Source organism: Streptomyces sp. NPDC037126, from assembly GCF_055605965.1.
Window position 1 is genome coordinate 26,842 of sequence record NZ_JBVJTD010000018.1, and the last position, 26,999, is coordinate 53,840.

Annotated in this window: 24 protein-coding genes; 11 read left to right on the forward strand and 13 right to left on the reverse strand. The window is 73.6% G+C overall.

The window, feature by feature from the left end; all coding sequences use genetic code 11:
* Positions 1–57: 57 nt before the first annotated feature.
* Positions 58–1,944, forward strand: a complete 1,887-nt coding sequence (locus ACZ7FF_RS32025) for an exo-alpha-sialidase (protein ID WP_470816588.1) — start codon at positions 58–60, stop codon at positions 1,942–1,944.
* Here ACZ7FF_RS32025 and ACZ7FF_RS32030 read toward each other — a convergent pair.
* Positions 1,894–2,925, reverse strand: coding sequence for a bile acid:sodium symporter family protein (locus tag ACZ7FF_RS32030; protein ID WP_470816589.1), 1,032 nt, complete (start codon positions 2,923–2,925; stop codon positions 1,894–1,896). The two genes, ACZ7FF_RS32025 and ACZ7FF_RS32030, sit on opposite strands and share 51 nt — an antisense overlap.
* 155 nt (positions 2,926–3,080) lie before the next feature.
* On the opposite strand from ACZ7FF_RS32030, the gene ACZ7FF_RS32035 reads away from it, so the two are divergent.
* The 3 genes from ACZ7FF_RS32035 to ACZ7FF_RS32045 all read left to right on the forward strand — a co-directional run bounded on the left by ACZ7FF_RS32035 (position 3,081) and on the right by ACZ7FF_RS32045 (position 7,035).
* A complete protein-coding gene (locus tag ACZ7FF_RS32035) occupies positions 3,081–3,950 on the forward strand; it encodes a LysR substrate-binding domain-containing protein (protein WP_470816590.1) in 870 nt (289 codons plus the stop codon).
* A gap of 270 nt (positions 3,951–4,220) precedes the next feature.
* The gene (locus ACZ7FF_RS32040) at positions 4,221–6,047 is read left to right on the forward strand and encodes an AMP-dependent synthetase/ligase (RefSeq protein WP_470816592.1); all 1,827 of its coding nucleotides are present in this window, start codon (positions 4,221–4,223) and stop codon (positions 6,045–6,047) included.
* A gap of 151 nt (positions 6,048–6,198) precedes the next feature.
* Positions 6,199–7,035 carry an aldo/keto reductase gene (locus ACZ7FF_RS32045; RefSeq protein ID WP_470816593.1) on the forward strand — a complete coding sequence of 279 codons (837 nt, stop codon included), beginning with the start codon at positions 6,199–6,201 and terminating at the stop codon, positions 7,033–7,035.
* 80 nt (positions 7,036–7,115) lie between these two features.
* Here ACZ7FF_RS32045 and ACZ7FF_RS32050 read toward each other — a convergent pair whose 3' ends face one another.
* Positions 7,116–7,727 carry a hypothetical protein gene (locus tag ACZ7FF_RS32050; protein ID WP_470816595.1) on the reverse strand — a complete coding sequence of 204 codons (612 nt, stop codon included), beginning with the start codon at positions 7,725–7,727 and terminating at the stop codon, positions 7,116–7,118.
* Positions 7,728–7,905: 178 nt separating this feature from the next.
* Here ACZ7FF_RS32050 and ACZ7FF_RS32055 point away from each other — a divergent pair, with 178 nt between their 5' ends.
* Positions 7,906–8,601, forward strand: a complete 696-nt coding sequence (locus ACZ7FF_RS32055; RefSeq protein ID WP_470816597.1) for a glycoside hydrolase family 75 protein — start codon at positions 7,906–7,908, stop codon at positions 8,599–8,601.
* Between the two features lie 13 nt (positions 8,602–8,614).
* Here ACZ7FF_RS32055 and ACZ7FF_RS32060 read toward each other — a convergent pair whose 3' ends face one another.
* Positions 8,615–9,316, reverse strand: a complete 702-nt coding sequence (locus ACZ7FF_RS32060) for an SDR family oxidoreductase (protein ID WP_470816599.1) — start codon at positions 9,314–9,316, stop codon at positions 8,615–8,617.
* Positions 9,317–9,432: 116 nt separating this feature from the next.
* Positions 9,433–10,329, reverse strand: a complete 897-nt coding sequence (locus ACZ7FF_RS32065; RefSeq protein ID WP_470816601.1) for a class I SAM-dependent methyltransferase — start codon at positions 10,327–10,329, stop codon at positions 9,433–9,435.
* Positions 10,330–10,446: 117 nt separating this feature from the next.
* Between ACZ7FF_RS32065 and ACZ7FF_RS32070 the strand changes: the two genes are divergently transcribed.
* Positions 10,447–11,226 carry a phytanoyl-CoA dioxygenase family protein gene (locus ACZ7FF_RS32070; protein ID WP_470816602.1) on the forward strand — a complete coding sequence of 260 codons (780 nt, stop codon included), beginning with the start codon at positions 10,447–10,449 and terminating at the stop codon, positions 11,224–11,226.
* A gap of 105 nt (positions 11,227–11,331) precedes the next feature.
* Positions 11,332–12,906: a Na+/H+ antiporter gene (locus tag ACZ7FF_RS32075; RefSeq protein ID WP_470816603.1), complete on the forward strand. Its 1,575-nt coding sequence runs from the start codon at positions 11,332–11,334 to the stop codon at positions 12,904–12,906.
* A gap of 292 nt (positions 12,907–13,198) precedes the next feature.
* Here the strand turns inward: ACZ7FF_RS32075 and ACZ7FF_RS32080 are convergent, their stop codons facing one another.
* Positions 13,199–13,945 carry a class I SAM-dependent methyltransferase gene (locus ACZ7FF_RS32080; protein WP_470816606.1) on the reverse strand — a complete coding sequence of 249 codons (747 nt, stop codon included), beginning with the start codon at positions 13,943–13,945 and terminating at the stop codon, positions 13,199–13,201.
* Between the two features lie 5 nt (positions 13,946–13,950).
* Positions 13,951–14,256 carry a 4a-hydroxytetrahydrobiopterin dehydratase gene (locus tag ACZ7FF_RS32085; protein ID WP_470816607.1) on the reverse strand — a complete coding sequence of 102 codons (306 nt, stop codon included), beginning with the start codon at positions 14,254–14,256 and terminating at the stop codon, positions 13,951–13,953.
* A gap of 147 nt (positions 14,257–14,403) precedes the next feature.
* On the opposite strand from ACZ7FF_RS32085, the gene ACZ7FF_RS32090 reads away from it, so the two are divergent.
* Both ACZ7FF_RS32090 and ACZ7FF_RS32095 read left to right on the forward strand, forming a co-directional pair.
* The gene (locus tag ACZ7FF_RS32090) at positions 14,404–15,231 is read left to right on the forward strand and encodes a helix-turn-helix domain-containing protein (RefSeq protein WP_470816609.1); all 828 of its coding nucleotides are present in this window, start codon (positions 14,404–14,406) and stop codon (positions 15,229–15,231) included.
* A gap of 96 nt (positions 15,232–15,327) precedes the next feature.
* Complete coding sequence (locus ACZ7FF_RS32095; RefSeq protein WP_470816611.1) at positions 15,328–16,191, forward strand: helix-turn-helix domain-containing protein; 864 nt, start codon at positions 15,328–15,330, stop codon at positions 16,189–16,191.
* Between the two features lie 9 nt (positions 16,192–16,200).
* Here ACZ7FF_RS32095 and dnaK read toward each other — a convergent pair whose 3' ends face one another.
* The 4 genes from dnaK to ACZ7FF_RS32115 form a co-directional block, all read right to left on the reverse strand.
* Entirely contained in the window at positions 16,201–18,075 is a 1,875-nt protein-coding gene (dnaK, locus tag ACZ7FF_RS32100; RefSeq protein WP_470816613.1) for a molecular chaperone DnaK, read from the reverse strand.
* A gap of 137 nt (positions 18,076–18,212) precedes the next feature.
* Positions 18,213–18,638 carry an OsmC family protein gene (locus tag ACZ7FF_RS32105; RefSeq protein ID WP_470816615.1) on the reverse strand — a complete coding sequence of 142 codons (426 nt, stop codon included), beginning with the start codon at positions 18,636–18,638 and terminating at the stop codon, positions 18,213–18,215.
* Between the two features lie 184 nt (positions 18,639–18,822).
* Positions 18,823–20,904, reverse strand: a complete 2,082-nt coding sequence (locus tag ACZ7FF_RS32110) for a phage holin family protein (RefSeq protein WP_470816617.1) — start codon at positions 20,902–20,904, stop codon at positions 18,823–18,825.
* 113 nt (positions 20,905–21,017) lie between these two features.
* The gene (locus ACZ7FF_RS32115) at positions 21,018–21,449 is read right to left on the reverse strand and encodes a hypothetical protein (RefSeq protein ID WP_470816619.1); all 432 of its coding nucleotides are present in this window, start codon (positions 21,447–21,449) and stop codon (positions 21,018–21,020) included.
* An 84-nt stretch (positions 21,450–21,533) separates the two neighbouring features.
* On the opposite strand from ACZ7FF_RS32115, the gene ACZ7FF_RS32120 reads away from it, so the two are divergent.
* Together ACZ7FF_RS32120 and ACZ7FF_RS32125 are read left to right on the forward strand one after the other, a co-directional pair.
* A complete protein-coding gene (locus ACZ7FF_RS32120) occupies positions 21,534–22,307 on the forward strand; it encodes an MBL fold metallo-hydrolase (protein WP_470816621.1) in 774 nt (257 codons plus the stop codon).
* Positions 22,304–22,936, forward strand: a complete 633-nt coding sequence (locus ACZ7FF_RS32125) for a DedA family protein (protein ID WP_470816623.1) — start codon at positions 22,304–22,306, stop codon at positions 22,934–22,936. Before ACZ7FF_RS32120 ends, ACZ7FF_RS32125 begins: the two co-directional genes overlap by 4 nt.
* Before the next feature lie 155 nt (positions 22,937–23,091).
* Here ACZ7FF_RS32125 and ACZ7FF_RS32130 read toward each other — a convergent pair whose 3' ends face one another.
* From ACZ7FF_RS32130 to ACZ7FF_RS32140, 3 genes are all read right to left on the reverse strand, one after another.
* The gene (locus ACZ7FF_RS32130; RefSeq protein ID WP_470816624.1) at positions 23,092–24,369 is read right to left on the reverse strand and encodes an MBL fold metallo-hydrolase; all 1,278 of its coding nucleotides are present in this window, start codon (positions 24,367–24,369) and stop codon (positions 23,092–23,094) included.
* Positions 24,252–25,508 (reverse strand): aminotransferase class I/II-fold pyridoxal phosphate-dependent enzyme, encoded by a 1,257-nt coding sequence (locus tag ACZ7FF_RS32135; RefSeq protein WP_470816626.1) that lies wholly within the window; start codon positions 25,506–25,508, stop codon positions 24,252–24,254. Before ACZ7FF_RS32135 ends, ACZ7FF_RS32130 begins: the two co-directional genes overlap by 118 nt.
* A 180-nt stretch (positions 25,509–25,688) precedes the next feature.
* Entirely contained in the window at positions 25,689–26,735 is a 1,047-nt protein-coding gene (locus tag ACZ7FF_RS32140) for a hypothetical protein (RefSeq protein ID WP_470816627.1), read from the reverse strand.
* Positions 26,736–26,999: the final 264 nt, after the last annotated feature.

Consider the following 26,999-nt stretch of genomic DNA (forward strand, 5'->3'; position numbering starts at 1 on the left):
GTTGGACGTTGGATGTCCGGATGTCCAGATGTCCGGCCGACGAAGGGCAGGTCGTACGTGCCGTCAGGTCTTCGCGCCCGTCCTGGATCCGCACGCACCGCCGTGACCCTCGCGGTGGCCGCACTCCTCCTGCCGTTCCTGTCGCTCCTGTCCGCCCGTCAGGCCGCCGCCCGCGGCGCGGCCGCGGCAGCGGAGTTCGAGCAGCAGATCCTGTTCAAGGCCTCCCAGGACCCCGGCTACGCCTGCTTCCGGATACCGGCGGTCGTCCGGACGACCGACGGCACGTTGCTCGCGTTCGCCGAGGGCCGGGTCCTCAACTGCGGGGACGCGGCCGACATCGATGTCGTGGTCAAGCGGTCGACCGACGGCGGCCGCACCTGGGGCCCGCTGCGGGTCGTCGACGAGGGCGGCGGCGACACCCACGGCAACCCGGCACCGGTCGTGGACCGCGACACCGGCCGGATCTGGCTCGCCGAGACCTACAACACCGGCCGCACGGACAGCGCGAGCTGCTCGGTCCCGTGCGACCGCACCCCGCACCTGCAGTACAGCGACGACGACGGCCTGACCTGGTCGGCGCCGCGCGATCTGAGCCCGGAGATCCTGCCCGCCGACTGGAACTCCTGGTACGCGACCGGACCCGTGCACGGCATCCAGCTGGCCCGGGGCCGGTACGCGGGCCGGCTGGTCCTCGGGGTCAACGCCGAGACCTGGGACGGCAGCCGGGTCACCGCCAACCACGCGGCGCTCGTCGTCAGCGACGACCACGGCGGCCACTGGCGGATCGGCGCCACCGACACCTGGCCCGTCGCCGCCGACGGCACCTTCCGGCAGAAGCCGTCCGAGCTGACCCTCGCCGAACGCGGCGACGGCTCGGTCCTGGTCAGCGGCCGGGAACAGGACGGCACCGACCTCGGCCACCGCACCGAGGCGCTCAGCCGCGACGGCGGCGGCAGCTTCACGGCGCCCTTCCACGACCTGCCCGACCTGTACGCGCCGCAGGTGCAGGGGTCGATGCTGCGGCTCGGCGACCGCATCCTGCTGGCCTGCCCCGGCGACCCCGACCGGCGCCGCACGATGATGATCAGGTCCTCCTGGGACGGCGGCCGCACCTGGGACAGTGTGGACCGCGGCACGGTCGTCACCACGGACTGGTCCGGCTACTCCGACCTCGTGCGCGTGGACGGGGACACGGTGGGCCTGGTCTACGAGGGCGGGGCGGTGGACGCCCGCGACGAGATCCGCTTCGCCCGCTTCACCGAGGACTGGCTCGCCCCGCGCCGCGGCCCGGACCCCCTCACCCCCGACCTGGCCCCGCACGCCCGGCCCGCCGCGGTGCTCGGCGGCGCCGAGAAGACGGACGGGGTCGCCGGCGGCGCGCTCGCCCTCGACGGCACCGACGACGCCGTACGGCTGCCGTACAGCCCCCGGCTGCCGCTCGGGACCGGGGGCTTCACGGCGTCCCTGTGGTTCCGGTACACGGCGGCCACCGGGGAGCAGCCGCTGCTGTGGATGGGCGGGGTCGGCACCACCGAGCCGCAGGTGTGGCTGCGCGGAGAGCCGGCGAACGACCGGATCCAGGGCCTGATCACCGTGCGGGACGGGGCCGCGGCCCCGGCGACCGCGTACGTCCGCACGAGCGGCGCGTACGACGACGGCCGGTGGCACCACGCGGTGCTGCGCCGGGGCGGCGGCCGGCTGTCGCTGTCCGTCGACGGCGCGCAGTCCTCGGTCGCCGACGTGCCGGGTTCGGTCAGCCGCAACTCGCCGTTCGGCGTGCACATCGGTCAGCGCATGGACAGCCGGGCCTTCTTCACGGGCGCGATCGACGAGGTGCACGTGTGGGACCGGGCGCTGACCGACCGGGAGCTGGCGGACCCGAGGGTCCTGCGGTCACCGAAGGACACCGTGCTGTGGCTGCCCCTGGACCGTGTCGGCGGCTGAGGCGGCGCCGCCCTGGGGATCGCGGGCCCGGCGCTTGGCGATGACCGCGCACACCATCAGCTGCATCTGGTGGAAGAGCATCAGCGGCAGTACGGCCAGGGAGGCGTGGGCGCCGAAGAGGACGCTCGCCATCGGCAGCCCCGAGGCGAGGGACTTCTTGGAGCCGGCGAACTGGATGGCGATCCGGTCCTCCCGGCCGAAGCCGAGCGCCCTGCCGCCGTACCAGGTGAGCACGAGCATCACGGCGAGCAGCGCGGCCTCGACGACGAGCAGCGCGCCCAGCCGCACGGGGCTGACCTGGTGCCATATGCCCTGGGTCATGCCCTCGCTGAACGCGGTGTAGACGACCAGCAGGATCGAGCCGCGGTCGACCAGGCCGAGGACCTTCTTGTGCCGGGCGACAAAGCCGCCGATCCACCGCCGCAGCACCTGCCCGGCGAGGAACGGCACCAGCAGCTGCAGGACGATCTTGACCAGCGAGTCGGCGGAGAATCCGCCGCCGCTGCTGCCGAGCAGCCCGGCGGCCAGCAGCGGCGTGACCACGATGCCGACCAGTGAGGAGAAGGAGCCCGCGCAGATCGCGGCGGGCACGTTTCCGCGCGCGATCGAGGTGAAGGCGATGGACGACTGGATCGTGGACGGCACCAGCGTCAGGAACAGCAGGCCCTGGTACAGCGGCTGGGTCAGCAGCACCGGCACCAGTCCGCGCGACGCCAGCCCGAGCACCGGGAAGACGACGAACGTGCAGGCCAGCACGGTGACGTGGAGCCGCCAGTGGCGCAGTCCGTCGAGCGCCTCCCGGGTGGACAGCCGGGTGCCGTAGAGGAAGAAGAGGAAGGCGATCGCGGCCGTGGACGCGCCCGAGGCCACGTCGGCGCCCGTCCCCCGGGCCGGGAACAGCGCGGCGAGGCCCACCGTGCCGAGCAGCAGCACGATGTACGGGTCGATCGGCATCCAACTCGGCCAGCGCAGGCTTCTCACGGTGCTCCGATAACTGTGCGTCGCTCTTGTGCCGTCCCGGTCCCGGTCCGGTCCGGGCCAGGGCCCGGGCCCTCTCCATCGTCCTCTCCCCCGCCTCGATCGGGAATCCCACATACCACTCTGACTGCCATCACGATCGGCGATAGGCTCGGACCGTGTACGACCCGACGCAGCTGCGCACCTTCCTCGCGGTCGCCCAGACGCTCAGCTTCACCCAGGCGGCCCGCCGGCTGGGGCTGCGCCAGTCCACGGTCAGCCAGCATGTGCGCAGGCTGGAGGACGCGGCGGGGCGCCAGTTGTTCTCCCGGGACACCCACTCCGTGGAGCTGACCGAGGACGGCGAGGCGATGCTGGGCTTCGCGCGCCGGCTCCTGGAGGTGCACGAGCAGGCGACGGCGTTCTTCACCGGCACCCGGGTGCGGGGCAGGCTGCGGTTCGGCGCCTCGGAGGACTTCGTCCTCACCCGGCTGCCGGAGATCCTCGAGGGTTTCCGCTACGACCATCCGGAGGTCGACCTGGAGCTCACCGTGGAGCTGTCCGGGACGCTGCACGAGCAGCTGGCCGCCGGGAAGCTCGACCTGGTGCTGGCCAAGCGGCGCCCCGAGGACCCGCGCGGCTCGCTGGTCTGGCGCGACGACCTGGTGTGGATCGGCGCCGAGCGGCTGCGCCTGGACGCCGACCGCCCGGTGCCGCTGATCGTCTACCCGCCGCCCGGCCTCACCCGGGCCCGGGCTCTGGAGGCCCTGGAGCGGGAGGGCCGCCAGTGGCGGATCGTGTGCACGAGCGGCAGCCTCAACGGGCTGATCGCCGCGGCCCGCGCGGGGCTCGGCGTGATGGCCCACTCCCGCCGGCTGATCCCGCCGGGGCTGTTCCGCCTCCCGGACCGTGCCGGGCTGCCGGAGCTGGGAAAGGTCGACTTCGTCCTCGTCCACGGCCGGCGCCGGGGCGCGGCGGAGGGCGCGGCGAACGCGCTGGCCGCGGCCGTACTGGCGGGCGGGGAGCGGCTGCACCGCCGGGGCGGCTGACCGGGCCGAGGGGGCCTGCGACGTGCGGTCGGGGGCCGTAATCGGCGCGTACAGATTCGGTGGAGATTACGGCACCGAAACTTACTGACCCGTCAGTATTGTGTCCGGCCCTTCCCCATGTGAGGGCATTTTCCGGACAGCGGCGGGGAAAAACGTGAGGTTTGCTCGGTTTCCGCACCCCTCCCTTCCGGTCAACGCGTGGGGTAGCTTTCACGGCGCTGTGCCGAGCATCACGGGCGTGACCAAGGAGCGAGGAACGGGGAGCGAGGATTGCGCGAGTTCACCAACCCGCCGCTCACGTCGGCACCGCCGGTGGGCGGTCTGGCCGACGTGGTCTTCGAGCATGCCCAGTCGGACCCGCTGCACGTCGCCCTCGGCCGCAAGGACGCCTCGGGGCAGTGGCGCGACGTGACCGCCGCGGAGTTCCGCGACGAGGTCCTCGCCCTGGCCAAGGGACTCCTCGCCGGCGGGATCCGGTTCGGCGACCGGGTCGCGATCATGTCCCGCACCCGTTACGAGTGGACGCTGTTCGACTTCGCGCTGTGGACCATCGGCGCCCAGGTCGTGCCCGTCTATCCCACGTCGTCGGCCGAACAGTGCTTCTGGATGCTCTACGACGCCGAGTGCACGGCCGCGATCGTGGAGCACGAGGACCACGCGATGACCATCGCCACCGTCATCGACCGGCTCCCGCACCTGCGGCAGCTGTGGCAGCTGGACTCCGGCTGCGTGCAGGAGCTGTACGACGCGGGCGCGCACCTGGACGACGAGGTGGTGCACCGGCACCGGCAGGCGGTCACCCCGGAATCCGTCGCGACGATCATCTACACCTCGGGCACCACGGGCCGCCCCAAGGGCTGCGTGCTCTCGCACGGGAACTTCATGTACGAGGCGGACAGCGTGGTGGGGCGCTGGGAGCCGGTGTTCCACTCCAAGAAGGGCGACGAGGCCTCGACGCTGCTGTTCCTGCCGCTCGCCCATGTCTTCGGGCGGATGGTCGAGGTCGCCACCATCCGCGGCAAGGTCCGCCTCGGCCACCAGCCGCAGCTGAACGCCGCCGCCCTGCTGCCCGACCTGCAGGCGTTCCGGCCGACGTTCATCCTCGCCGTGCCGTACATCTTCGAGAAGGTCTTCAACGCCTCCCGGCGCAAGGCGGAGAAGGAGGGCAAGTCGGGGCCCTTCGAGAAGGCGGTCGACATCGCGGTGAAGTACGCGGAGGCCGTGGAGGCCAAGGCCTGGGGCATCGGACCGGGCCCGTCGGCGGGGCTGCGCATGCAGCACCAGTTCTTCGACAAGCTCGTGTTCGCGAAGGTGCGCGCGGCGATGGGCGGCCGGATCAGGAACGCGATGTCCGGCGGCTCGGGGATGGACCGCCGCCTCGGGCTGTTCTTCGCGGGCGCGGGCGTGCAGATCTACGAGGGCTACGGCCTGACCGAGTCGACGGCCGCGGCGACCGCGAACCCGCCCGAGCGCACCCGTTACGGCACCGTTGGCCAGGCCATCCCCGGGACGACCGTGCACATCGCCGACGACGGCGAGATCTGGCTGCACGGCGGCAACGTCTTCCAGGGCTACCTCAACAACCCCAAGGCCACCGACCAGTCCCTGCACGACGGCTGGCTGGCCACCGGCGACCTCGGCTCCCTGGACGAGGACGGCTACCTGACCATCACGGGCCGCAAGAAGGAGATCCTCGTGACCTCCGGCGGCAAGAGCGTCTCCCCCGGCGTGCTGGAGGAGCGGGTGCGTGATCATCCGCTGGTGAGCCAGTGCATCGTGGTCGGCAACGACCGCCCCTACATCGCCGCCCTGGTCACCCTCGACCAGGAGGCCGTCGAGCACTGGCTGCAGATGCGCGGCAAGCCGCCGCTGGCACCGGCCGACCTGGTGCGCGACCCGGACCTGGAGATGGAGGTGCGGCGCGCGGTGGTCGCCGCCAACACCCTCGTCTCCCAGGCCGAGTCGATCCGCACCTTCCGCATACTCGCGCAGCCGTTCACCGAGGAACACGGCCTGCTGACGCCGTCGTTGAAGCTGAAACGGAAGGCGATCGAGAAGGCGTACGACCGCGAGGTCGAGGCCCTCTACCGGACCTGACCGCGCCCCCATACGTTTTCGGCCACCCTTCGCCCGCGGTGACCGACTCGCCGGTCGGTCAGGTGGGGCCCGCGGGTCAGGAATGCATCGGGGTGTGTGATCGTTGACGATGGGAGTAGTACCTGTCGACAACCGAAGGATCAGAGAGCTCGTGAGCAGCAAGGTCCCCCCGATCATCCTCAACAACGGCGTCGAGATGCCCCAGCTGGGCTTCGGCGTGTGGCAGGTGCCGGACGACGAGGCCGAGCGGGCCGTCGCCACGGCGCTGGAGGCCGGGTACCGCAGCATCGACACAGCCGCGATCTACGGCAACGAAGAGGGCACCGGCAAGGCCATCGCCGCCTCCGGCCTGGCGCGCGAGGAAGTCTTCGTCACCACCAAGCTCTGGAACAGCGACCAGGGGTACGACTCCACGCTGCGCGCCTTCGACGCGTCGCTGGAGAAACTGGGTCTCGACTACGTCGACCTGTACCTGATCCACTGGCCGCTGCCCGCCCGGGACAAGTTCCCCGACAGCTACAAGGCGTTCGAGAAGCTGCTCGCCGACGGCCGCGTCCGCGCCATCGGCGTGTCCAACTTCCTTCCCGAGCACCTGCAGCGGCTCCTCTCCCGGAGCTCCGTCGTCCCGGCGGTCAACCAGATCGAGCTGCACCCGCACCTGCAGCAGCACGCCGCCCGTGAGTTCCACGCGGAGCAGGGCATCGCGACCGAGGCCTGGTCGCCGCTCGGCCAGGGCAAGGGCCTGCTGGAGGTGCCCGCGATCGTGGCGATCGCGCAGAAGCACGGCCGCACCCCGGCCCAGGTGGTGCTGCGCTGGCACGTCCAGCTGGGCAACGTCGTGATCCCCAAGTCCGTGACCCCATCCCGGATCAGGGAGAACATCGAGGTGTTCGACTTCAGCCTGGACGACGAGGACCTCGCGGCGATCAGCGCGCTCAACGAGGACCGGCGCCTGGGCCCCGACCCCGCGGCCTTCGACCTGGGCTGACCACGCGTCCGCCGCGCGTCCGTCCCTCCCGCCCGGGTGGCGGGGCGGACGGCCGCGCCGACGCTCCCGCGGGCGGGCGCTCAGTCGGCGCGGACGGCCGCGTGGAGCACCTCGAACTCCTCCAGGCCGACCACCGTGACATGCGCCTTGGCGGCGGCCTCGCGGCGCACCGCCGCCTGACCGGTGCGGGACGCGGCCAGGGCGTGGCGGTCGGTGAAGATCACGCCGGTCATGCCGTGTCCGCGCTCGCGGTCCAGGAACAGGGCCGTGCCGGCGAATCCGGGCAGCACCTCCAGCCGGGGCAGCACATTGGCGTGGAACGTCTCGGCGGCCAGGTCCGCGTCGGCCGGCGCGAACTCGACCCTGGTGACCCGTAGTCCGCCGCCGGTGACCGGCCGGTGGCCGGGGTGGAAGACGGCGACCTCGTAGTTCTCGACCGACAGGGTCCCCGCGAAGGGCTGCAGCAGGGCGGGCCGCCGCTGGCGCATCACCTCGTCGCTGTTGTGCCGCGCCGTCTCGGACTCCCACCAGCTCACCGTGAGCAGTTTGCCGAGCTCGCGGTCGACGAAGACGCCCGCTCCCCGGTAGCCGGGCCGCTCCTCGAGCAGGTCGTGCCCCTCGGTGTTCAGGGCCCGGACGGCCGTACTCAGGTGCGCCGGATCGCCGGTCGCGTACACCGCGCGTACGAACATGCGCCTCGCCTCCGGATGTCCGGAACGTCCCCCTCCCCAGTCTCACCATGGTCGCGAACCACCGCAATCCGCGCGGACAACGGGAGTTCGCCACCGCAGGGTTGACGAGGACACGTAAATGGGTCCACCTTGGGCGGCACCTGGTAAGGAAACTTTCCTAACAGAAGGGTCCCCCACAGTGCGTCTTCGATCACTGACCCTCGCCACGGCCTCCGGGGCCGCGCTCCTCGCCGCGGGGCTCCTCCCCGCACACGCCTCCGCGGCCCCCGCGCCGAAGTCCGCCCAGGAGGGCACGGTCAGCGCGGCCGACCTGCTCGCCAAGGTGAAGACCTGTTCGCAGATATCCAACGGCAAGTACAAGACCGACGACGAGACCTCCGCCACGGTCCCGGTGTGCGGCAAGAACGGCGCGGTGTTCTGGAAGGCCGACATGGACATCGACTGCGACGGCCAGACCACCACCGACTGCAACAGCAGCCGCGACCCCTGGTACCAGGACGACACCGCGTTCCACCAGTCCGACGGCAAGCCGCTGAAGGCGGAGTCGCTGCCGTACGTCGTGGTCCCGAGCGCCAGCGGCATCTGGAACTACTCCGGCGCGGGCATCAAGGGCGGCGGTGTGGTCGCGGTCGTCTACGGCAACAAGGTCGAGTACGCCGTCGTCGGCGACACCGGCCCCACGAAGATCATCGGCGAGGCGTCGTACGCCACCGCCAAGGCGCTCGGCATCGACCCTGATCCGGCCACCGGCGGCGCCGACTCGGGCGTGACCTACATCCTGTTCAAGAACTCCAAGGTCTCCCCCATCGAGAGCCACGGCGCGGCGGTCTCCCTCGGGAACCAGCTGGCCCAGCAGTTCCTGCACAACAACTGACACCGCTCGTACGTCAGTTGGGCTGACCCAGCGGGCGTACGACCACGGTGTTGACGTCGACCCCGGCCGGCTGCCGGATCGCCCAGACGATCGAGTCCGCGATCTGCTCGGCGGTCAGCAGGTGCCCCGGAGGCAGGCCGCCGTTGCCGTCCCAGAAGGGGGTCTCCACCCGGCCGGGGGCGATCAGCGTGACTCCGACGCCGAACTCCGTGACCTGGCGCCGGGTGTTCTCGGCGAGTCCGGTGACCGCCCACTTGGTGGCGCCGTAGAGGTTGCCGGGCGTGTTCACGAACCCGGCGACACTGCCGACGAGGACGATCCGGCCGTGCGTCTCCTTCAGCGCCTCGACGGACGCGCGGACGAGCAGGGCCGGGCCGAGGACGTTCGTGAGCACCATCTCGGTCCAGCCGGCCGGGTCGCCGTCGGCGACCGAGTCGTGGGTGGCGAAGCCCGCGTTGGCGATGACGGTGTCCAGCCGGCCGTACGCCTTGAGGGTGCCCTCGACCACCTCCCGCACGTCCTCGAAGACGGAGGCGTTGCCTGCCACCGTGAGCAGGTCTTCCGGATCGCCGAGTCCCTCGGCGAAGTCCCGCAGCCGCCGCTCCGAACGGCCGGTGACGGTGACCCGGTACCCGGCGCCGAGCAGTTGCCGCGCCACCGCGGCCCCGATGCCCGTGGCGCCGCCGGTGATGAGTGCGACCGGTGAGTCGTTCACGTCGTTCCCCCTGTGTGCCGGTGAGACCCCGAGTCCATCACTTGGAGCGCTCTTCAAGTCAAGTCGTTTGAAGAGCAAGGCGGTTCGGCCTCGGCAGAGGAGGCGACGGGCCGCGTTCAGACCGGCCGTACCGCCCGGTGCACCGTGTGGGCCGTCAGGACGAAGACGTCGGGGCGGCGGTGCACGCTCTGGGGGTCGGCCGGATCGAGGAGGCGGTCCAGGGTGGCGAGGTCCTCGGCGTCCAGGGCGTCGGCGTGGATCTCGCGGGTACGGCCCAGCACACCGGCGACGAAGGCGCGGGCCCGGTCCGGGACGGGGGCGGGCACGTCGACCAGGAAGCTGCGGGTACCGGTGTGCTTCAGGCCCGCCGCGGCCAGCAGGGCCGGCCAGTCCTCGGCCTCCGCGACGGCGCCGGGCAGGTCGGCGCGCATCCGCGCGAAGCGGTCCTCCTGCACGGCGTCGAGTCGGGCCTGCAGTCCGGGGCGGCCGAAGCCCAGGTCGCGCGGCAGGTAACGGGTGGGCAGGCCACCCTCCATCACGGCCAGCGTGCCGCCGGGGGCCAGCCGGGCGCCGAACGCGGCGAGGGCGGCCTGCTGGTCGCCGAGGTGGTGCAGACTGCGGCTGGCCCACAGCAGGTCCGCCGGGTATTCCAGCCCCTCCAGAACGCCGGGGAGGTCACCGGCGAGGGTACCGAAGCGGTCGGCGACGCCGAGCCGGCGGGCCCGGTCCCGGGCGCGCTCCAGCAACGGCTCGGAGGCGTCGACGGCGACCACCCTGGCGCCGGGGAACGTCTCCGCGAACAGGCCGGCGATCACACCGGGGCCGCTGCCCGCGTCGACGATCAGTCCGGGTGCGGTGACCTCCTCGCCCAGCCAGGCCATCGCCCGCGCGTACGCCGGCGCGAACAGCTCCGCCTCGGCCTCCAGCAGCGCCGCCAGCGCGCCCCAGTCGGTGCTGCCCCCGTGGCCGTGGTGCGTGTGGTCGGTGTGCTGTGCGTGGTGGTCATGTGCCATGGTGATCGGCCTCTCCGCTCGGATGGGCCAAGCCTGCGACGGCGCCCCCTCGCACGGCAACCTCTGTTGCCGGTGCCGCAAAAAACAAGGTGCGCGGGGGCGGGCTCCGGCCGCAGCATGGGTCCCGTGGACGACGACCTCGCAGCACGCTTCCTCGACGACGGCTTCGTGAAGATCGAGCGCGCGGTCCCGCCCCGCGTCGCCGAGGACTGCGCGCGGCTGCTGTGGCGGGAGACGGGGTACGACCCCGAGGACCCGGGCACCTGGCGGGAGCCGGTGGTCCGGCTCGGCGACATGGCGCAGGGCCCGTTCGCGGCCGCCGCCAACTCCCCCGTGCTGCACGAGGCGTTCGATCTGCTGGTGGGCGAGCGGCGCTGGGTGCCGCGCTATTCGCTGGGCACCCTTCCGCTGCGCTTCCCGCACACCGAGGAGCCGGACGACGCCGGCTGGCACATCGAGGGCAGCTATCTGCCCGAGGGCGCGACCTGGTATCACACCAACCTGCGCTCGAAGGACCGGGCGCTGCTGATGCTCTTCCTGTTCAGCGAGGTGACCGAGGAGGACGCGCCGACCCGGATCCGGGTCGGCTCGCACCTGGACGTGCCGCCGCTGCTGGAGCCGTACGGCGAGGCGGGCGTGTCGGGGCTGGAGATCGCCCCGGCGCTGGTCGAGGCCACGGCCCACCGCCCCCTCGCGTACGCCACCGGGCGCCCCGGTGACGTCTATCTGTGCCACCCCTTCCTCGTGCACGCGGCGCAGCCGCACCACGGCACCCGGCCGCGCTTCATGGCGCAGCCGCCGCTGTACCCGGCGGTGCCGTACGAGCTGGACCGGGCGGACGGCGCGTACTCGCCGGTGGAGCGCGCGATCCGGCGGGGGCTGGTCACCGCACCCTGACACTCCGTCGACGGGCACTGGCCCGATAGAGTGAAGGCGGTGTGCCGGGAAGTCTGGTCGGCAGGGGAGTCAGAGCGTCTCCCCTTCAGCCCCCAGGGGGACGGCATGCGCGGCGTCGGTACCGTACTCGGTCTGGTCGTTCTGGCCACCGTGGTGGCCACCTTCGCGCGCCGGTGGCGGATGCCCGCGCCCTCCGTGCTGGTCGTCGCCGGACTCGCCGTCGCGCTGCTGCCGGGCACTCCCCGGATCGAGATCAGTCCGCAGGTCATCGCCCTCGTCGTGCTCCCGCCCCTGCTGTACGCCAGCGCCGAGGAGATGCCCTGGCGCGAGCTGCGCGCGGTGTGGAAACCGGTCGGGATACTGGCGATCGGCCTGGTCCTGGCCTCCGCGGCGGCCGTCGGCGCGGTCGCCGCCATGGTCACTCCCCTGTCCTGGCGGATGGCGTTCGTGCTGGGCGCGGTGCTGGCCAGCACCGATCCGGTGGCGGTGACCGCGCTCGGCCGCAGGCTCGCCCTGCCGCCGCGGGTGCAGGTCCTCGTCCAGGCGGAGAGCCTGTTCAACGACGCCACCTCGCTGGTGCTGGTCCGGGTGGCCGCAGGCATCGCCATCGCCTCCGCGGCGGCGGGCTGGGGCGCGGCGGGCGGCGAGTTCCTGCTGCTGGCCGGCGGCGGCACGGTGATCGGGGCGGCCGTGGCCGGCGTGGTGACGCTGATCCGGCGCCGTACCGAGGATCCGGTGCTGGAGACGGTGATCGCGCTGGTCACCCCGTACGCCGCCTATCTCCTGGCGGAGGCCGCGCACACCTCGGGCGTGACCTCCTGTGTGATCGCCGGTGTGGTCCTCGGCGGGCGTGGCGACCGGCTGACGAACGCACGCATACGCCTCCAGCTGCACGCCGTCTACGGCACGGTCGTGTTCCTTCTGGAGAGCGTGGTCTTCTCCCTGATAGGGCTCGCGCTGCCGGCGCAGGTCGGTGCGCTGGCCGACGGTGACCAGGCGTGGCCGCTGTACGCCCTCGCCGTCGCCGCCACCCTGGTCGCCGTGCGGCTGCTGTGGCTCGCCCCGCTCTCGGCGGTCGTGCAGCGCAAGGGTGGCATCGGCCGCATGAACTGGCGGATCCCGGTGGTGCTGACCTGGGCGGGCACGCGGGGCGTGATGCCGCTCGCCGCGGCCCTGTCCGTCCCCGAGGTCGCCCGCAATGGCGGTCCGCTCATCGGCCGGCCGCTCGTCCTGGTGCTGACGACGTCGGTCGTGGTGGTCACGCTGGTCGTGCAGGGTTTCACCCTGGCGCCGGTCGTCCGCGCCTCCGGCATCGCCCTGGAGCCCGCCCACACCGAGCGCGAGGAGATCGAGGCCCGCTCGCACCTCGCCCACGCGGGGCTGGCCCGTCTGGAGGAGCTGGCCGAGCTGGAGGCCGTCCCCGACATCGTCCTCGACCGGCTCCGCCGCGGTCTGAGCGCCCGCCTCGACGACGCCCGCGACCGCCTCGCCCAGGCGGGCGGCACCACGACGGCCACGGGGTCGGCCGACCATGCCTACCGCCGGCTGCGCCGCGACCTGATCACCGTCGAGACGACCGAACTGCAGCACCTGTACGACACCCACCGCATCAGCGACACCACCCGCCGCCGCCTCCGGCGCTCCCTGGACCTGGAGGAGGCCCGGCTGGCGGACATCTAGCACCACCGCCCCGTACGGCCGGGGGCTCGTCGCCGCCTCCAGGTCGCGCCGGTCACTGCGGAACGCGAGCAGCGTGAACGACGGGCCACCGGGGTTGCCCGACCGCTGCCACCTCCGGGTCAGGCCGGTGACTTGGGAACGCGAGTGCCGTGGCCACCTCCGGGTCAGGTTGGTCGCTTTCGGAGCGCGAGCGGAGTGATGGACGGGTCCCGGCGACCGGGGTGCCCTGCTGTCGCCGCCTCCCGGCCAGGCCTACGGCTTCCGGAACGCGAGTGCTGTCGCCGCCTCCGGGTCAGGCAGGTGGCTTTCGGAAGGCGAGGAGGGTGAAGGAGGGGTCCGGGCGGGGCCGGTCCTGGTGCGGGAGTTCGGCCAGGCGCGCGGCGTACTCCTCGGTGCGCGGCTCGCCCGGCGGCAGCAGGGTGAACCAGCCGCGGCGCAGGTCGGCGATGGTGGCGCCGGGGCTGCGGCCCTGTCCGGCGCCGCGGAAGACGGCCCGGCCGGCGGGCCGCAGCCCGTGCCGGACGGCGTGCGCGGTGACGGTGCCGGCCGCGTCGGAGGCGGCCCGCACCGGGCGGGAGGCGAGGACGGCGTCGATGTCACTGCCCACGTCGTGCGCGGCTGCCTTGTCGACGGTGGTGACGTACACCCCGCCGGGCGCGAGCACCCGGGCGCACTCGGCGACGACCGAGGCGACGTCCCCGGCGTCGTCCAGGAGATGGAGCAGCCAGATGCTGGTGACGGCGTCGAAGGTGCCGGGGGCGAAGGGGAGGTGGCGGCTGTCCGCCCGCAGGACCACGCCCGGCAGGCGGGCTCCCGCCATGCGGACCATGGCGGGGGTGAGGTCGGCGCCGGTCACCCGCATCCCGGGGCGGGCGGCGGCGAGGCGCCGGGTGACGAGGCCGGTGCCGCAGGCGGTGTCGAGGAGACGGCCCGCGGTGTCGGGTATCAGGCCGAGGACGGCGTGAGCGGCGGCCTCGGCACGCGGTTCGCCGCCGCGGGAGGCGTCGTAGGCGCCTGCTTCCTTGTCGTAATTGAGCACATCGCTCAGTGTGCTCCGTGACCTGGGGCGATGTCCTCCACCCTGCGGGCGAGCCCGAAGTCCGCCTCGGTGACCGCGCCGCCCGCGCTGTGCGTGTTCACGCCGAGGGAGACGGTGTTGTAGCCGAGGGTGAGGTCGGAGTGGTGGTTCAGCTCGTCCTGGACGGCGGCGATGTGCGCCACCAGCGCCGCCGCCGCGAAGTGCGAGCCGAGCCGGTAGGAGCGGGTGAGCCGGTCGCCCTCCACCGCCCAGCCGGGCAGTTCGGCCAGCCGGTCCTCGATCTCCTTCTGCGACAGCGGTTCGACGGCCATGGCCCTGTCTCCCTTCGTGGCGGTGATCCGTGTACGGGACGCGCGGACCCGTTTTCAGGCTCCCACGCGAGGGGCTGACCCATGCCGTCGACGCGTCGGCGCGCCATGGCTCGTACCCACACGCGCGCCTCGACTAGGGTCGCCGTCATGACCATGGTCGCCGCAGAAGTCCCCGCGTCCGCCGCCGTCACCGACAAGGGGGTCGGCCCACTGCTGCGCGCCTGGCGGGAGCGGCGCCGGATCTCCCAGTTGGAGCTGTCGCTGCGGGCCGACTCCTCCGCCCGGCACATCAGCTTCATCGAGACCGGCCGCTCCCGCCCGAGCGAGGAGATGGTGCTGCGGCTCGCCGAGCACCTGGACGTGCCGGTGCGCGAGCGCAACGCCCTGCTGCTGGCGGCCGGTTACGCCCCGCACTATCCGGAGACCCCGCTGGACGACCCGGCGCTGGACGCGCTGCGCGACGGCATGGAGCGGCTCATCGTGGGCTACGAGCCGTACCCGGCGCTGGTGGTCGACGCCGGCTACACGGTGGTCGCCGCCAACCGGGGCATCGCGATGCTGCTGGAGGGCGTCCCGGAGCGGCTGACGACACCGGCGCCGAACGCGATGCGGCTGACGCTGCACCCGGAGGGACTGGCACCGCGCATCCGGAACCTGCGGGAGTGGCGCGGGCACCTGCTGGCGCAGATGGAGCGGCAGCTCGCCCTGCACCGCTCGGACCAACTGCGCGCCCTGTACGAGGAGGTGTCGGCGTATCCGGTGCCCGAGGAGGCGGTCGGCGGCGAACCGGACGAGCCGGTACCGTACTTCGCGCTTCCGCTGCGGATCGAGCACGACGGCCGGATCCTGTCGTTCGTCTCCTCGATCTCCACCTTCAACACGCCGATGGACGTCACCGTGGCCGAACTCGCCATCGAGACGTTCCTGCCCGCCGACCCCGCGACCACCAAGTACCTGCACACACTGGCGGGTTGACGCCGGTGTGAGCGGCTCCTCGGCTCGACCGGGTGTGCGAGACCGCGTCACGTGACAGACTGCGCGCATACGACGGCGCGTAGGGGAGGGCGTGGCGTGAGTGAGCGGCGGGCTGCGCCCACCGTGGGCCAGGTGGTGCTGGGCAAGCGGTTGCAGGAGCTGCGTGAGGCGGCGGGACTCAGCCGTGAGGAGGCCGCCCGGGTGCTCAGGGTGGCGTCGGCGACCGTACGGCGCATGGAGATGGCCGAGGTCGCGCTGAAGATCCCCTATCTTCAGGTGCTGCTCGAAACCTACGGCGTGGCCGAGGAGGAGGCGTCCGCGTTCGTGCGGCTCGCCGAGGAGGCGAACCAGCCGGGCTGGTGGCAGCGCTTCCACGACGTGCTCCCGGACTGGTTCAGCCTGTACGTCAGCCTGGAGGGCGCCGCCCGGATCATCCGCTCCTACGAGCCGCACTTCGTGCCCGGCCTGCTCCAGACCGAGGCGTACGCGCGGGCGGTGATGGAGGCCGGCACGATCGGGCAGACCGAGCCGGAGGCGGTCGAACGGCATGTGTCGCTGCGGATGGAGCGGCAGCGGCTGCTGGAGCGGCACGACCCTCCCCACCTCTGGGTGATCATGGACGAGACCGTGCTCAGGCGCCCCGTGAGCGTGTGCCCCGACGTGCTGCGGGACCAACTGGACCGGCTGCTGGAGTACGCCGGGCGGGACCGGGTCACGCTCCAGATAGCCGAGTTCGCGGCGGGGCCGCACCCGGGGACGTACGCGCCGTTCACGCTGTTCCGGTTCGCCGAGCCGGAGCTGCCGGACATGGTGTTCACGGAGTACCTGACCGGCGCCCTCTATCTGGACTCGCGCCGCGAGGTCGCCGCCCATCTGGAGGTGCTGGACCACATGACGGCCCGCGCCGCCTCCGCGCAGCGCACACGGAAGATCCTGCGCGAGTACCGCGAGAGCCTCTGACGCCCGGGGTCAGGCCGCGCCTCCCCTGGTGTCCCGGTCGTCGTCCACGATCTCCGCGTCCACCACGCCCTCCTCGTCGGGGGCGCCGCCGCCGCTCTCCCCCTCCGTCGCCGTGCCGGCCGCGCCCTGCGCGGAGGCGCCCTCGTACATGGCCTGGCCCATCTTCTGGCTGACGGTGGCGAGTTTCTCGACGCCGGTGCGCAGGGCGGCCGTGTCGGCGTTCTGCTCCAGCTGGGTCTTCAGTTCCCCGATCGCCTCCTCGACCTCGTTGCGGGTCGCCTCGGGCACGCGGTCGTGGTTGTCGCGCAGGAACTTCTCGGTCTGGTAGACGAGTTGCTCGGCCTGGTTCCGGGTCTCGGCGGCCTCGCGGCGCTTGCGGTCCTCCTCGGCGTACTGCTCGGCCTCCCGCATCATGCGGTCGATGTCGTCCTTGGGCAGGGCGGAGCCGCCGGTCACGGTCATCTTCTGCTCGCGGCCGGTCGCCAGGTCCTTCGCGGACACGTGCATGATGCCGTTGGCGTCGATGTCGAAGGCGACCTCGATCTGCGGGACGCCGCGCGGCGCCGGCGGCAGGCCGGTGAGGTCGAAGACGCCGAGCTTCTTGTTGTAGGCGGCGATATCGCGTTCGCCCTGGTAGACCTGGATGCCGACCGAGGGCTGGTTGTCGGTGGCGGTGGTGAAGATCTCCGAACGGCGGGTGGGAATCGTGGTGTTGCGTTCGATCAGCTTGGTCATGATGCCGCCCTTGGTCTCGATGCCGAGGGACAGCGGGGTGACGTCGAGGAGCAGCACGTCCTTGACGTCTCCGCGGATGACTCCCGCCTGGAGGGCCGCGCCGACCGCGACGACCTCGTCGGGGTTGACGCCCTTGTGCGGGTCCTTGCCGGTGAGGTCGCGGACCAGTTCGGTGACGGCGGGCATCCGGGTGGAGCCGCCGACCAGGATGACGTGGTCGATCGCGGAGAGCTCCACCCCGGCGTCCTGGACGGCCTGGTGGAAGGGCTGCTTGCAGCGGTCGAGCAGGTCGGCGGTCAGCTCCTGGAACTGGGCCCGGGTCAGCTTCTCGTCGAGGTGCAGCGGGCCCTCGGCGGAGGCGGTGATGTAGGGCAGGTTGATCGAGGTCTCGGTGGAGGAGGACAGCTCGATCTTGGCCTTCTCGGCGGCCTCGCGCAGCCGCTGCACCGCCATCTTGTCGTTGCCGAGGTCGATGCCGTACTGCCCCTTGAACCGCTTCACCAGGTGCTCGACGATCCGCTGGTCCCAGTCGTCGCCGCCGAGGTGGGTGTCGCCGTTGGTGGCCTTCACCTCGATGACGCCGTCGCCGATCTCCAGCAGGGACACGTCGAAGGTGCCGCCGCCGAGGTCGAAGACCAGCACGGTCTGCTCCTCGCCGCGGTCCAGGCCGTAGGCGAGGGCGGCGGCGGTCGGCTCGTTGATGATCCTGAGCACCTTCAGGCCCGCGATCTCGCCGGCCTCCTTGGTGGCCTGCCGCTGGGCGTCGTCGAAGTACGCGGGCACCGTGATCACGGCGTCCGTGACGTCCTCGCCGAGGTAGGCCTCGGCGTCCCGCTTCAGCTTCTGCAGCACCCGCGCCGACAGCTCCTGCGCCCGCATGCGGCTGCCGTCGACCGAGCCCTGCTCGGGAAACCGCCAGCCCGCGTCGCCCATGTGCCGTTTCACCGAGCGCGCGGTGCGGTCCACGTTGGTCACGGCCTGCCGCTTGGCGACCTCGCCGACCAGTACCTCGCCGTTCTTCGCGAAGGCCACCACCGAGGGGGTGGTCCGCGCTCCCTCCGCGTTGGCGACGACGGTGGGCTCACCGCCCTCCAGGACGGCCACCACCGAGTTCGTCGTCCCGAGATCGATCCCGACCGCACGTGCCATGGTTCGTCCCCTTCCGCCCGGGTGTCGTAGGCACTCTCAGCACAGATCGTGCGCGCGACGCTGTCAATGCACGGGTTCCCGGAAACGGCGATGCCGCGCCCCTTCGTCGGGACGCGGCATCGAGGGAGGTACGACCGTCAGGCCAGCTCGGCCGTGAGGGTGATGGTGGTGCCGGTCAGGGCCTGGCTGACCGGGCAGTTCTTCTTGGCGTCCTCGGCGGCCGACTGGAATGCCTGCTCGTCCAGGCCGGGCACCTCGCCGCGGACGGTGAGGTGGATGCCGGTGATGCCCTCGCCGGGCTGGAAGGTGACGTCGGCCTTGGTCTCCAGCCGGGTGGGCGGGGTGCCGGCGCCGGTCAGGCCGTGCGAGAGGGCCATGGAGAAGCAGCTGGAGTGGGCGGCGGCGATCAGCTCCTCGGGGCTGGTCTTGCCGTTCGCCTGCTCGGCGCGCGACGGCCACGACACCGGCTGCTGGCCGATGCCGGAGGAGTCGAAGGTGACGACGCCGCTGCCCGAGAGCAGTTCGCCCTCCCAGACGGTGTGCGCGGTGCGCGTGGTAGCCACGTTGGTTCCTTTCGCGTGGGGTCCCGTTCCCGGGTGTCCGTGCCCTATCCGATCACATCCGGGCTCCCCGCAGGCCGAAGACCGTGCCACCCGGCGTGAACGGCGGGCGACGACCCGGTGGCGGCCTACCGGCGCCCGCGTCACGGGCACCGGCCGTCCTGCCCGGCACGGGCCCGGACCGGTCTCAGGCGACCTGTTCCTCCTCCGTGCCGGTGGTGAGCGGCACCTGGGGGCCGGACAGCTCGCCGAGCCAGCGGCGCAGCACGCGGTGCACGTGTTCGGCTCCGGTGAGGTACTCGCCGTGCCGGGCCGGCGCGGACAGATCCAGCGGGGAGAGCAGGAAGGGGTGGGACTGGGCGCCGCCGAGCCCGCCGTGGGAGCCGATCTGCTCCTCGAAGGCGAGGACCTCGCCGTCGGCCGGGTCGTGGGCGGAGTTCACCATGATGTCCGCGGTGTGCGGGAAGGAGTGGGTGCGCCGGACGGCGTCGGCGGCGCCGGGCCCGAAGAGGGCCAGCGGCCCGGGGTCCCCGGCCAGGTCGGCCAGCGGTATCCGGGCGCCGTGGGCGCCCAGCACCACACCGCCGTGCTCCTCGCTCGCGACCAGCAGGAACCCTATGCCGGGATGGTTGGCGAGGGTGCCGAGCAGGGCGGGGTGGCGGGCGTCGATCTCCTCCACGGTCATCCGGTGGCGGACGTCCGGGAAGGAGACCAGGCCGAGGTTGCCGGAGGCCAGCACGATCGGCTCGGAGCCGCGGTCCGGCCGGTGGTGCCCGGCCCGCTCCTCGACGGGCCGGCGCAGCGCGGCCCGGACGGCGGCGCGCGCCTCGGCGCCGCTGCGGGTGCGCTCGGCCCGGCGGGGCACGGGCAGCCCGCAGCCGGCCCGGACCAGGTCGGCGAGGGTGAGTCCGTAGCGGGCGTGGAAGGTCTCGCCGGGGCTCTGGCCGTGGTCGGAGAGGACGACGATCCGGTAGGGCCTCGGGGCGTGCTCGGCGACCCGTGCGAGCAGCGCGAGGGACCGGTCGAGGCGCCGCAGCACCTTCTCGGTGTCCCGGCTGTAGGGGCCGGAGTGGTGGGCCACCTCGTCGTAGGCGACGAGGTCGGCGTAGACCGCCGTGCGGCCGGCGAGCATGTCGCCCATCACCGCGGCGACGACGACGTCCCGTTCGACGACGGTGGCGAAGGCGCGGACCAGGGGGTAGAGGCCGCCCCTGCTCACCCGCGGGCGCTGCCCCCGGAACCGGGCGCGCAGGGACTGGCCGGTCTCGCGGGCGACCTCCGCGACGAAGGAGAGGGCCGTGCGGACGGCGTTGGCCGGGTCGGAGAAGTAGGCGAAGTAACCGGCGCGGGAACGGTTCTCCCGGCCGCGGCGCCGGGCGGCTATGGACAGCACGAGGGCCTGTTCCCCGGCGCCGCCGCTGAACAGGTTGCCGCGGCTGGCGCCGTCGACGCCGAGCAGCCCGGCGTCGCCGGTGCGCTGGGCGGCGCGGCGCTGCAGTTCGGCCGCGCTCGTCGGCCGGTTGCACACCATCACCTCGCCCCGGTCCTTCTCGTACCAGCGGAAGGCGGGCACGTCGAAGTTGCTGCCGTGCAGGATGCCGAGCTGGCTGGCGCCGGTCTGGCTGGACCAGTCGGTGCGCCAGCGGGTGAGGCGGTGGGTCGGCGAGCTGCCGTCCTCGGCCGTCAGCCAGCGGGCGACCGTCGGCATCAGGCCCTTGTGGACCGCGGCGGTGAGCACGTCGTGGCCCACGCCGTCGAGCTGGACGAGGACCAGGCCGGGTGCGGTGGGGCAGGGCGGGCCCGGTCTGCCGTGGCGGCGGGTGGCGAGGCGGTGCAGGCGGCGCCGGTAGGCCTCGTCGTCGCGCACCGCGAGGGCGGCCCCGGTGGCCGAGGCCACGGCGGACATGACGGCGGCCACGATGACGGCCGTCTCGGGCGCGGCCTCGCCCCGTCCTGACGGGTCGACGTGCAGGGCGACCAGCAGCAGGGAGCCGTTGAGGAAGAAGACCAGCAGGCCCAGCACGAGGGCGGGCACGAGCAGCAGCAGCCGGACCAGCAGCGGCCACACCACGGCCGACAGCACACCGAAGGCACCCGCGCCGCACGCGGCGGTGACGGCGATCCGGGTGGCGCTGTCGCCGTCGGCGGACTGGAGCCGGAAGTCGGGCAGGAGCCCGGCGAGTGCCAGCATGGTGACCGTGGAGACCGCCCACACGGCGACGCTCCGACCGATCTGACTGGCGATCCGCCGCCACCGCACGCCACGCACGCCCCGCACTTCCTCCGCTCCGGCCCTCCCCCGCCTGTCCCGCCCCATCAGGGCCGGGCCGGCTCCCACCCTGTCACACGGGCGGGGGTCCGCCCGAAGGGGTCACCGGGACGTCATCGCCCGTCGTAGCCGGCCGTCGGCATGGACAGCCGCCGGTGCACCCGTGCCTTCATCTGCGCGTCGTACGACGGCTCGGCCCGCCCCACCGTCTCCACGCGCACACCGCGCCGCGCGCACTCGGCGGTGAACTCCTCCACCGAGGACAGGGCCCGGCGCAGCACCCGCAGGCTGGGCGCGACGAACACGTCGACCCCGGGACGCACCCCGTCCCACAGTGCGCAGTGGTCGAACCGCAGCCCCCCGACGAGCAGTTCCCGCGCGACCACGTAGCCGCGCTCGGCGGCCCAGCGGGCGCACATCGCGTGCTGGCTGCGGGAGTCCACCAGGAAGGGGTCGGCCTCCAGCTCCTCCAGAGGTGTCAGGCTCGCGATGGCGGTCACCCGCACCGGCGTGAGCGCATCGGAGGCACCCCGCAGCTGTCCCATGGCGTCCCCCTCACCTCCGGGTTTCGCCGCCGACCCTACTCCTGCCCGTAGGCTTCGGGGAGTCGTGTGAAGGAGGCGAAGAGGGTGCCGGTGGAGATCACCTGGTGGGGTCACGCCACCTGCACCGTTCAGGACGCGAACACCAGAGTGCTCACCGATCCCCTGTTCGCACGCCGGCTCGCGCACCTGCGTCGGCGCCGGGGTGCCGTGCCGCCCGCGGGGGCCCGGCGCGCGGACGTGGTGCTCGTCTCCCATCTGCACGCGGACCATCTGCACCTGCCCTCGCTGACCGGCCTGGACCCGGGCACGCGCCTGCTCGTGCCCCGGGGCGCACCACGGGCGGTGCCCGGTCTGCGCCGGCTGGGGCACCTGCGGCTCACCGAGGTCGTCCCCGGCGACGAGGTGCGCGTCGGCGGGCTGCTGATCCGGGTGGTGCCCGCGCGGCACGACGGACGGCGGCTGCCGGTGGGGCCGCATCGCTCGCCCGCGCTCGGTTTCGTCGTGGAGGGCGAGGCGCGGACCTACTTCGCCGGGGACACCGGGCTGTTCGACACGATGGCCGAGGAGGTCGGCCCGGTGGACGTGGCGCTGCTGCCGGTGGGCGGCTGGGGGCCGTTCCTCGGGGAGGGGCACCTGGATCCGGGTCGGGCGGCGCGGGCGCTGGCCCGGCTGGCGCCGCGGGCCGCGGTGCCGGTGCACTACGGGACGTACTGGCCGATCGGCATGGACGCCGTGCGTCCGCACGAGTTCCACGCGCCGGGCGACGAGTTCGTCCGGCTCGCCGCGGCGGCCGCCCCGCGGGTGGCGGTGCACCGGCTCGGCCACGGGGAGAGCGTGCGGCTGGAGGCCGCCCGGTGAGATGGCTGCCCTCCGCCGCGGCGCTCGCCGCGGCACCCGTGCCGGGCGTGCCGGCCGAGTCGACGCAACAGGCGCTCGGGTACCCGTCGTTGTTCCTGCTGGTGCTGATCGGCGCGCTGGTGCCGGTGGTGCCGACCGGGGCGCTGGTGAGTTCGGCGGCCGTGGTGGCCTTCCATCAGACGGCCCCGTTCTCGCTGGTCCTGGTGTTCGTCACGGCGTCCGTGGCCGCGTTCCTGGGCGACGCGGCCCTGTACTGGCTGGGGCGGCGCGGGATGCGGTCCAAGAACGGCTCCCGCTGGCTGGAGGCGATACGGTCGCGGGCCCCGGAGGAGCGGCTGGCGCAGGCGCGGGAGAAGCTGACGGAGCACGGGATCGCCGTGCTGGTGCTGTCCCGGCTGGTCCCCGCGGGGCGAATACCTGTGATGCTGGCCTGTCTGCTGGCCGACTGGCCGCTGCGGAGGTTCGCGCGGGGGAACCTGCCCGCGTGTCTGGCGTGGGCGGTCACCTACCAGGTGATCGGGATTCTGGGCGGCTCGCTGTTCAGGGAGCCCTGGGAAGGCGTGGCGGTGGCGGTCGCGCTGACCGTGGTGGTCAGCGCGGTGCCGGGGGTGGTGCGGCGGTTCCGGTAGCGCCGTCGGAGTGTGCGTGGGTTTCGGAGCGCGGTTGCGCCGAGGTCGCTCGCTCCCCCTGCGGAGGGCCGGGTTCGAGGTCGCTCGTCCCTTGCGGAGGGCCGGTTCGAGTTCGCCCGCACCCCGTGCGGAGGGCCTGTTGATGCCCCTTCGGGTCAGGGAGCGCCGGGTTCCAGCACCTTCGAGGCTCCCACCGGGAGGTCCCACAGGTCCTCGCGCGCCAGTTCCGCCTTCTCCCAGGCCGCCCGTACCCGGTCGAGCGGTTCCAGGACCGGCTCGGCAGAGAGGACGAAGGTGCCCCAGTGCATGGGGGCCATGCGGCGGGCGCCCAGGTCGAGGGTGGCCCGGACCGCCTCCTCGGGATCGCAGTGGACGTCGCTGAGCCACCAGCGCGGATCGTAGGCGCCGATGGGCATGAGGGCGAGGTCGATGCCGGGGTGGCGGCGGCCGATGCGGGAGAACCAGTGGCCGTAGCCGGTGTCGCCCGCGAAGTAGACGCGCCGGCCGTCGGGGGCCGTGAGGACCCAGCCGCCCCAGAGGCTGTGGCAGGTGTCGGTCAGGGTGCGCTTGGACCAGTGGTGTGCGGGCACGAAGTCGAAGCGCACGCCGGACAGTTCGGCCCCCTCCCACCAGTCCAGCTCCGTCACGCGGGTGAACCGGCGGCGCTGGAACCAGCGCCCGAGCCCGGCCGGCGCGAACACCGGTGTGTCGCGCGGGAGTCTGCGCAGCGTGGGGGCGTCCAGGTGGTCGTAGTGGTTGTGGCTGATGACCACGGCGTCGACGCGCGGCAGCGAGTCCCAGGGCACGCCGACGGGGGTGATGCGGGCCGGGGTGCCGAGGATGCGCTGGGACCAGACGGGGTCGGTGAGCACGGTCAGGCCGCCGACCTGGACGATCCAACTGGCGTGTCCCGCCCAGGTGACGGCGAGGGTGCCGGTGCCGACGCGGGGCAGCGGGGCGGGTTCGAACGGGAGCCGGGGGATGTCGGCGAGGCCCTCGGGGCCGGGACGCACGGCGCCCTCGCGGGCGAAGCGGGCGAGGGCCTTGAGGCCGGGCAGGGGGGCGGTGAGCCGGTCGTGGAACGTGCGCGGCCACACCCGGTGTTCGCCCAGGGGGCGGGGCTCGGCCAGCGGCGGGGAAGGGGTCGGGCGCGTCGCCGTCGCGGCCGCGGCGGTCCGCGTGGTCCGCGGCGTCTCCGTGCTCGTCGTGGTCGTGGTGCTCGTCGCGGTCGTGGTGTTCGTCGCGGTCGTCGTGGCCGTCGTGCTGGTGGTCGCGGTGGTCGTCGGGGCCGATCCGGGCTCGTGCGTCTGCTGCGTCATCGAGGGGGCTCCCATCGCTGAGCGTCGTCGCGGAGATCGTCGAAGACCGACCTCAAGGAGTTCAACGCGCGTTGCACGTGTGGCAGTTCCAACGGCGAGGGTGCTGCGAGACATTCCAGGCGTTCCTCGTCGGTGCCGCCCAGCAGGGGCCCGGTGGCGAGCCGTACGCGCAGCGCCCCGAGGTCGTCGCCGAAGCGGTGGCCACCGGGCGCGGGGATGCCGAGCCGGGCGGTGAGGAGGTCCTCCAGTTCCTGTGCGTCGCCCACGCCCAGGTCGGCGAGCGGTTCGCGGAGCGGGCCGAGGTCGGCGTAGAGATGGCGGCCGGCCTGCGGGGGCCGGGCGAGCGCACCGCCCGCGACGACCGCGGCGTGCGCGGCGGCGGCGAGGCGGGCGTGCAGCCGTACGGCGGCCTCGCGGCGCTCGGTGACGGGCCGCGGCTCGTCGAGGGCGTAGCCGGCGGCCGCGGCGACAGGCCCGGCGACCCGGGCGTCGAGCGCGGTCAGCACGTCGAGCACGCGCGCGTGCAGCGCGAGTCCCCTCCCGGTCGCCGGGAAGCGGGCGACGGCGGCGGGCCAGCCGGGGGGCAGCAGCGCGCCGGCCAGGTCGGTGACGACGGTCACCCGGTCGGGCTGCATCTCGGCCGGGCTGAGCAGCACGGTGTCGTGCGGGGCGTGCAGGGTGTCCCGCCAGGTCTCGTCGCTGACCAGATGCAGCCCCTCGGCGGTGGCGGCCTCCACGGTCTCGTGCAGCAGTTCGGGCGGTGCGACGGTGGCGGTGGGGTCGTCGGCGACGGAGAGCACCAGCAGCCGCGGGTCGCCGCCCTCGTCGCGCACCCGGCGAATGGTCTCCAGCAGGGCGTACGGGTCGGGGACGCCGCCGCCCTCCGCGGGTGCGGGCACGTGGAACACGGGCCGGCCGAGCAGGCGCGCGTACGGCGCCCACCAGGCGGCGCAGGGGCGGGGCACCAGGACGTCGGCGCCGTCGCCGGCGAGCGCGGCGGTGAGGGCGAGGAGCAGGGCGGGGGCGCCGGGTCCCGCGGCCACCTGGTCGGGTACGCAGGGCAGTCCGCGGCGCGTCCAGTAGCCGCAGGCGGACTCCAGCAGGGCGGGGGCGCCTCCGACGGGCTGGGCGTCGGGGCGGCTCGCCGCGGCGGCGACCACGGCGGCGAGTTCGGGGAGCACGGGCAGGCCGTCGGCGGGCAGGGGCGGGCCGTAGCGGACGGGGCCGTGGCCCTCGGGGTCCGTCCGCCGCATGTCCGCCTCCGCGCTGTCCGTGGTGCCGTCGTGCCGCCCCCTGCGGGCCCCGCCGCCCGGCGTGCCCACCGCGCCGTCCGCCGGTGGTGCCGGACGGGCGGCTGGTGCGTGGCAGGTCTCCTCGGGATGGTGTGTACCCGCTGGACGGTGCTCCATGGGCGGACCGGGGCGTCGCCCGGGTCACGCGCCGTTCGGCGGGCCTCCCGCGGACCGCCTCGGGCCGTACAGCCGGTAGCCCGCTCCCGCGCAGGCGGCCGCGATGAACAGACCGCCGGCGACGAGTGCCGGGACCGAGTCGTCGAAGCTGCCGCCCGCCCCGGCCGCGGCGCCGTGCTGCACGCCGGACGGGGCGCAGCCGCCGGGGTCGCGGGGCTCGCGGCAGGAGTGTCCGTCGGGGTCCTGGCAGCCCTGGCCGCGGGACTCCTCGCAGCGCCCGCCGCTCTCGGTGCAGGAGGTGGACCCGGCCGCGCCGCACTGCCGTCCGTCGCCCTTGCACTGCGAGCCCGGCCCGCACGTCTCCTGCCCCGGGCACGCCTCACCCGCCCTGCACCGCCCACCGTCCCCGCACGACTTGCCGCTCGCGCACCCCTGCGAGTTCCCGCAGGACCTACCGTCCGCGCACGCCTGCGAGTTCCCGCAGGACTTGCCGCTCGCGCACGCCTGCGAGTTCCCGCAGGACTTGCCGTCCGTGCACCCCTGCGAGGTCCCGCACGACTTGCCGCTCGCGCACGGCTGTGTGTCGCCGCAGGGCCTGCCGTCCGCGCAGCCCTGTGTGCCCGCGCAGGACCTGCCGTCGGTGCAGGTGTGCGCGGTGCCGCACTGCTGTGTCTGTGTTCCGGCGCACGGCGTGCCGTCGCCGGTGCGGGCGGTGGCGGAGGGCGCCGCACCCTGCTGCTGCGGGATCCCGGTGCAGGACCCGTCCACGGTGCGGGCCGCGTCGGGTCCGCTCCGGCCGGTGCCGTCGGCCGGCTGCCGGTCGGTGCCCTGGTAGGAGGGTCCGGGTACGCGGCCCGCGTCGGCGCCGGTCTGTCCGGGGACGGCCTGCCGGGTGGCGGCGGGGGTGTCCGGCACCAGGCCGGGTATCAGGCTCGCCAAGGGGTCGCAGCTCGCCGGGACGGAGCCGGGACCGGCCCCGGCGGCGGGGGCGGCGAGCGCGGCGGGCCCGCCCAGGGCGAGCGCGGCGGCGGCGACGAGGGCGGCGGACAGGGCGCGGGCGGTGCGGCGCATGGACGGCTCCTCGGACGGCGGCCGGATGGCACGGAGGCGGGTCGCCGGGGCACCGGTACGGCGGTACCGCCGTGCGGCGCCCGCGGGTGCGGGTACGGGGTCGTACCCCCGCTGCCATCACAGCCCGCCCCGCGCCGCGGCGCGCGCGGCCGGACCCCATTCGCGGGACGCGGACGCCCAGGCGGGTGACGGGGACCCGGGGCGGGTTTCGGCCGGCCCCCGCCGGTGGCGGCCCATGGCCGGATCCGGGGAGGTTTTCCGGCC

Excerpts from the sequence above, each read along its gene's own strand:
- ACZ7FF_RS32050 (WP_470816595.1), bottom strand. The coding sequence starts at position 7,727 with ATGTTCGTACGCGCGGTGTACGCGACCGGCGATCCGGCGCACCTGAGT.
- ACZ7FF_RS32065 (WP_470816601.1), bottom strand. The coding sequence starts at position 10,329 with ATGGCACATGACCACCACGCACAGCACACCGACCACACGCACCACGGC.
- ACZ7FF_RS32070 (WP_470816602.1), top strand. The coding sequence starts at position 10,447 with ATGGGTCCCGTGGACGACGACCTCGCAGCACGCTTCCTCGACGACGGC.
- ACZ7FF_RS32075 (WP_470816603.1), top strand. The coding sequence starts at position 11,332 with ATGCGCGGCGTCGGTACCGTACTCGGTCTGGTCGTTCTGGCCACCGTG.
- ACZ7FF_RS32085 (WP_470816607.1), bottom strand. The coding sequence starts at position 14,256 with ATGGCCGTCGAACCGCTGTCGCAGAAGGAGATCGAGGACCGGCTGGCC.
- ACZ7FF_RS32090 (WP_470816609.1), top strand. The coding sequence starts at position 14,404 with ATGACCATGGTCGCCGCAGAAGTCCCCGCGTCCGCCGCCGTCACCGAC.
- dnaK (WP_470816613.1), bottom strand. The coding sequence starts at position 18,075 with ATGGCACGTGCGGTCGGGATCGATCTCGGGACGACGAACTCGGTGGTG.
- ACZ7FF_RS32115 (WP_470816619.1), bottom strand. The coding sequence starts at position 21,449 with ATGGGACAGCTGCGGGGTGCCTCCGATGCGCTCACGCCGGTGCGGGTG.
- ACZ7FF_RS32130 (WP_470816624.1), bottom strand. The coding sequence starts at position 24,369 with ATGTCTCGCAGCACCCTCGCCGTTGGAACTGCCACACGTGCAACGCGC.
- ACZ7FF_RS32135 (WP_470816626.1), bottom strand. The coding sequence starts at position 25,508 with ATGCGGCGGACGGACCCCGAGGGCCACGGCCCCGTCCGCTACGGCCCG.
- ACZ7FF_RS32140 (WP_470816627.1), bottom strand. The coding sequence starts at position 26,735 with ATGCGCCGCACCGCCCGCGCCCTGTCCGCCGCCCTCGTCGCCGCCGCC.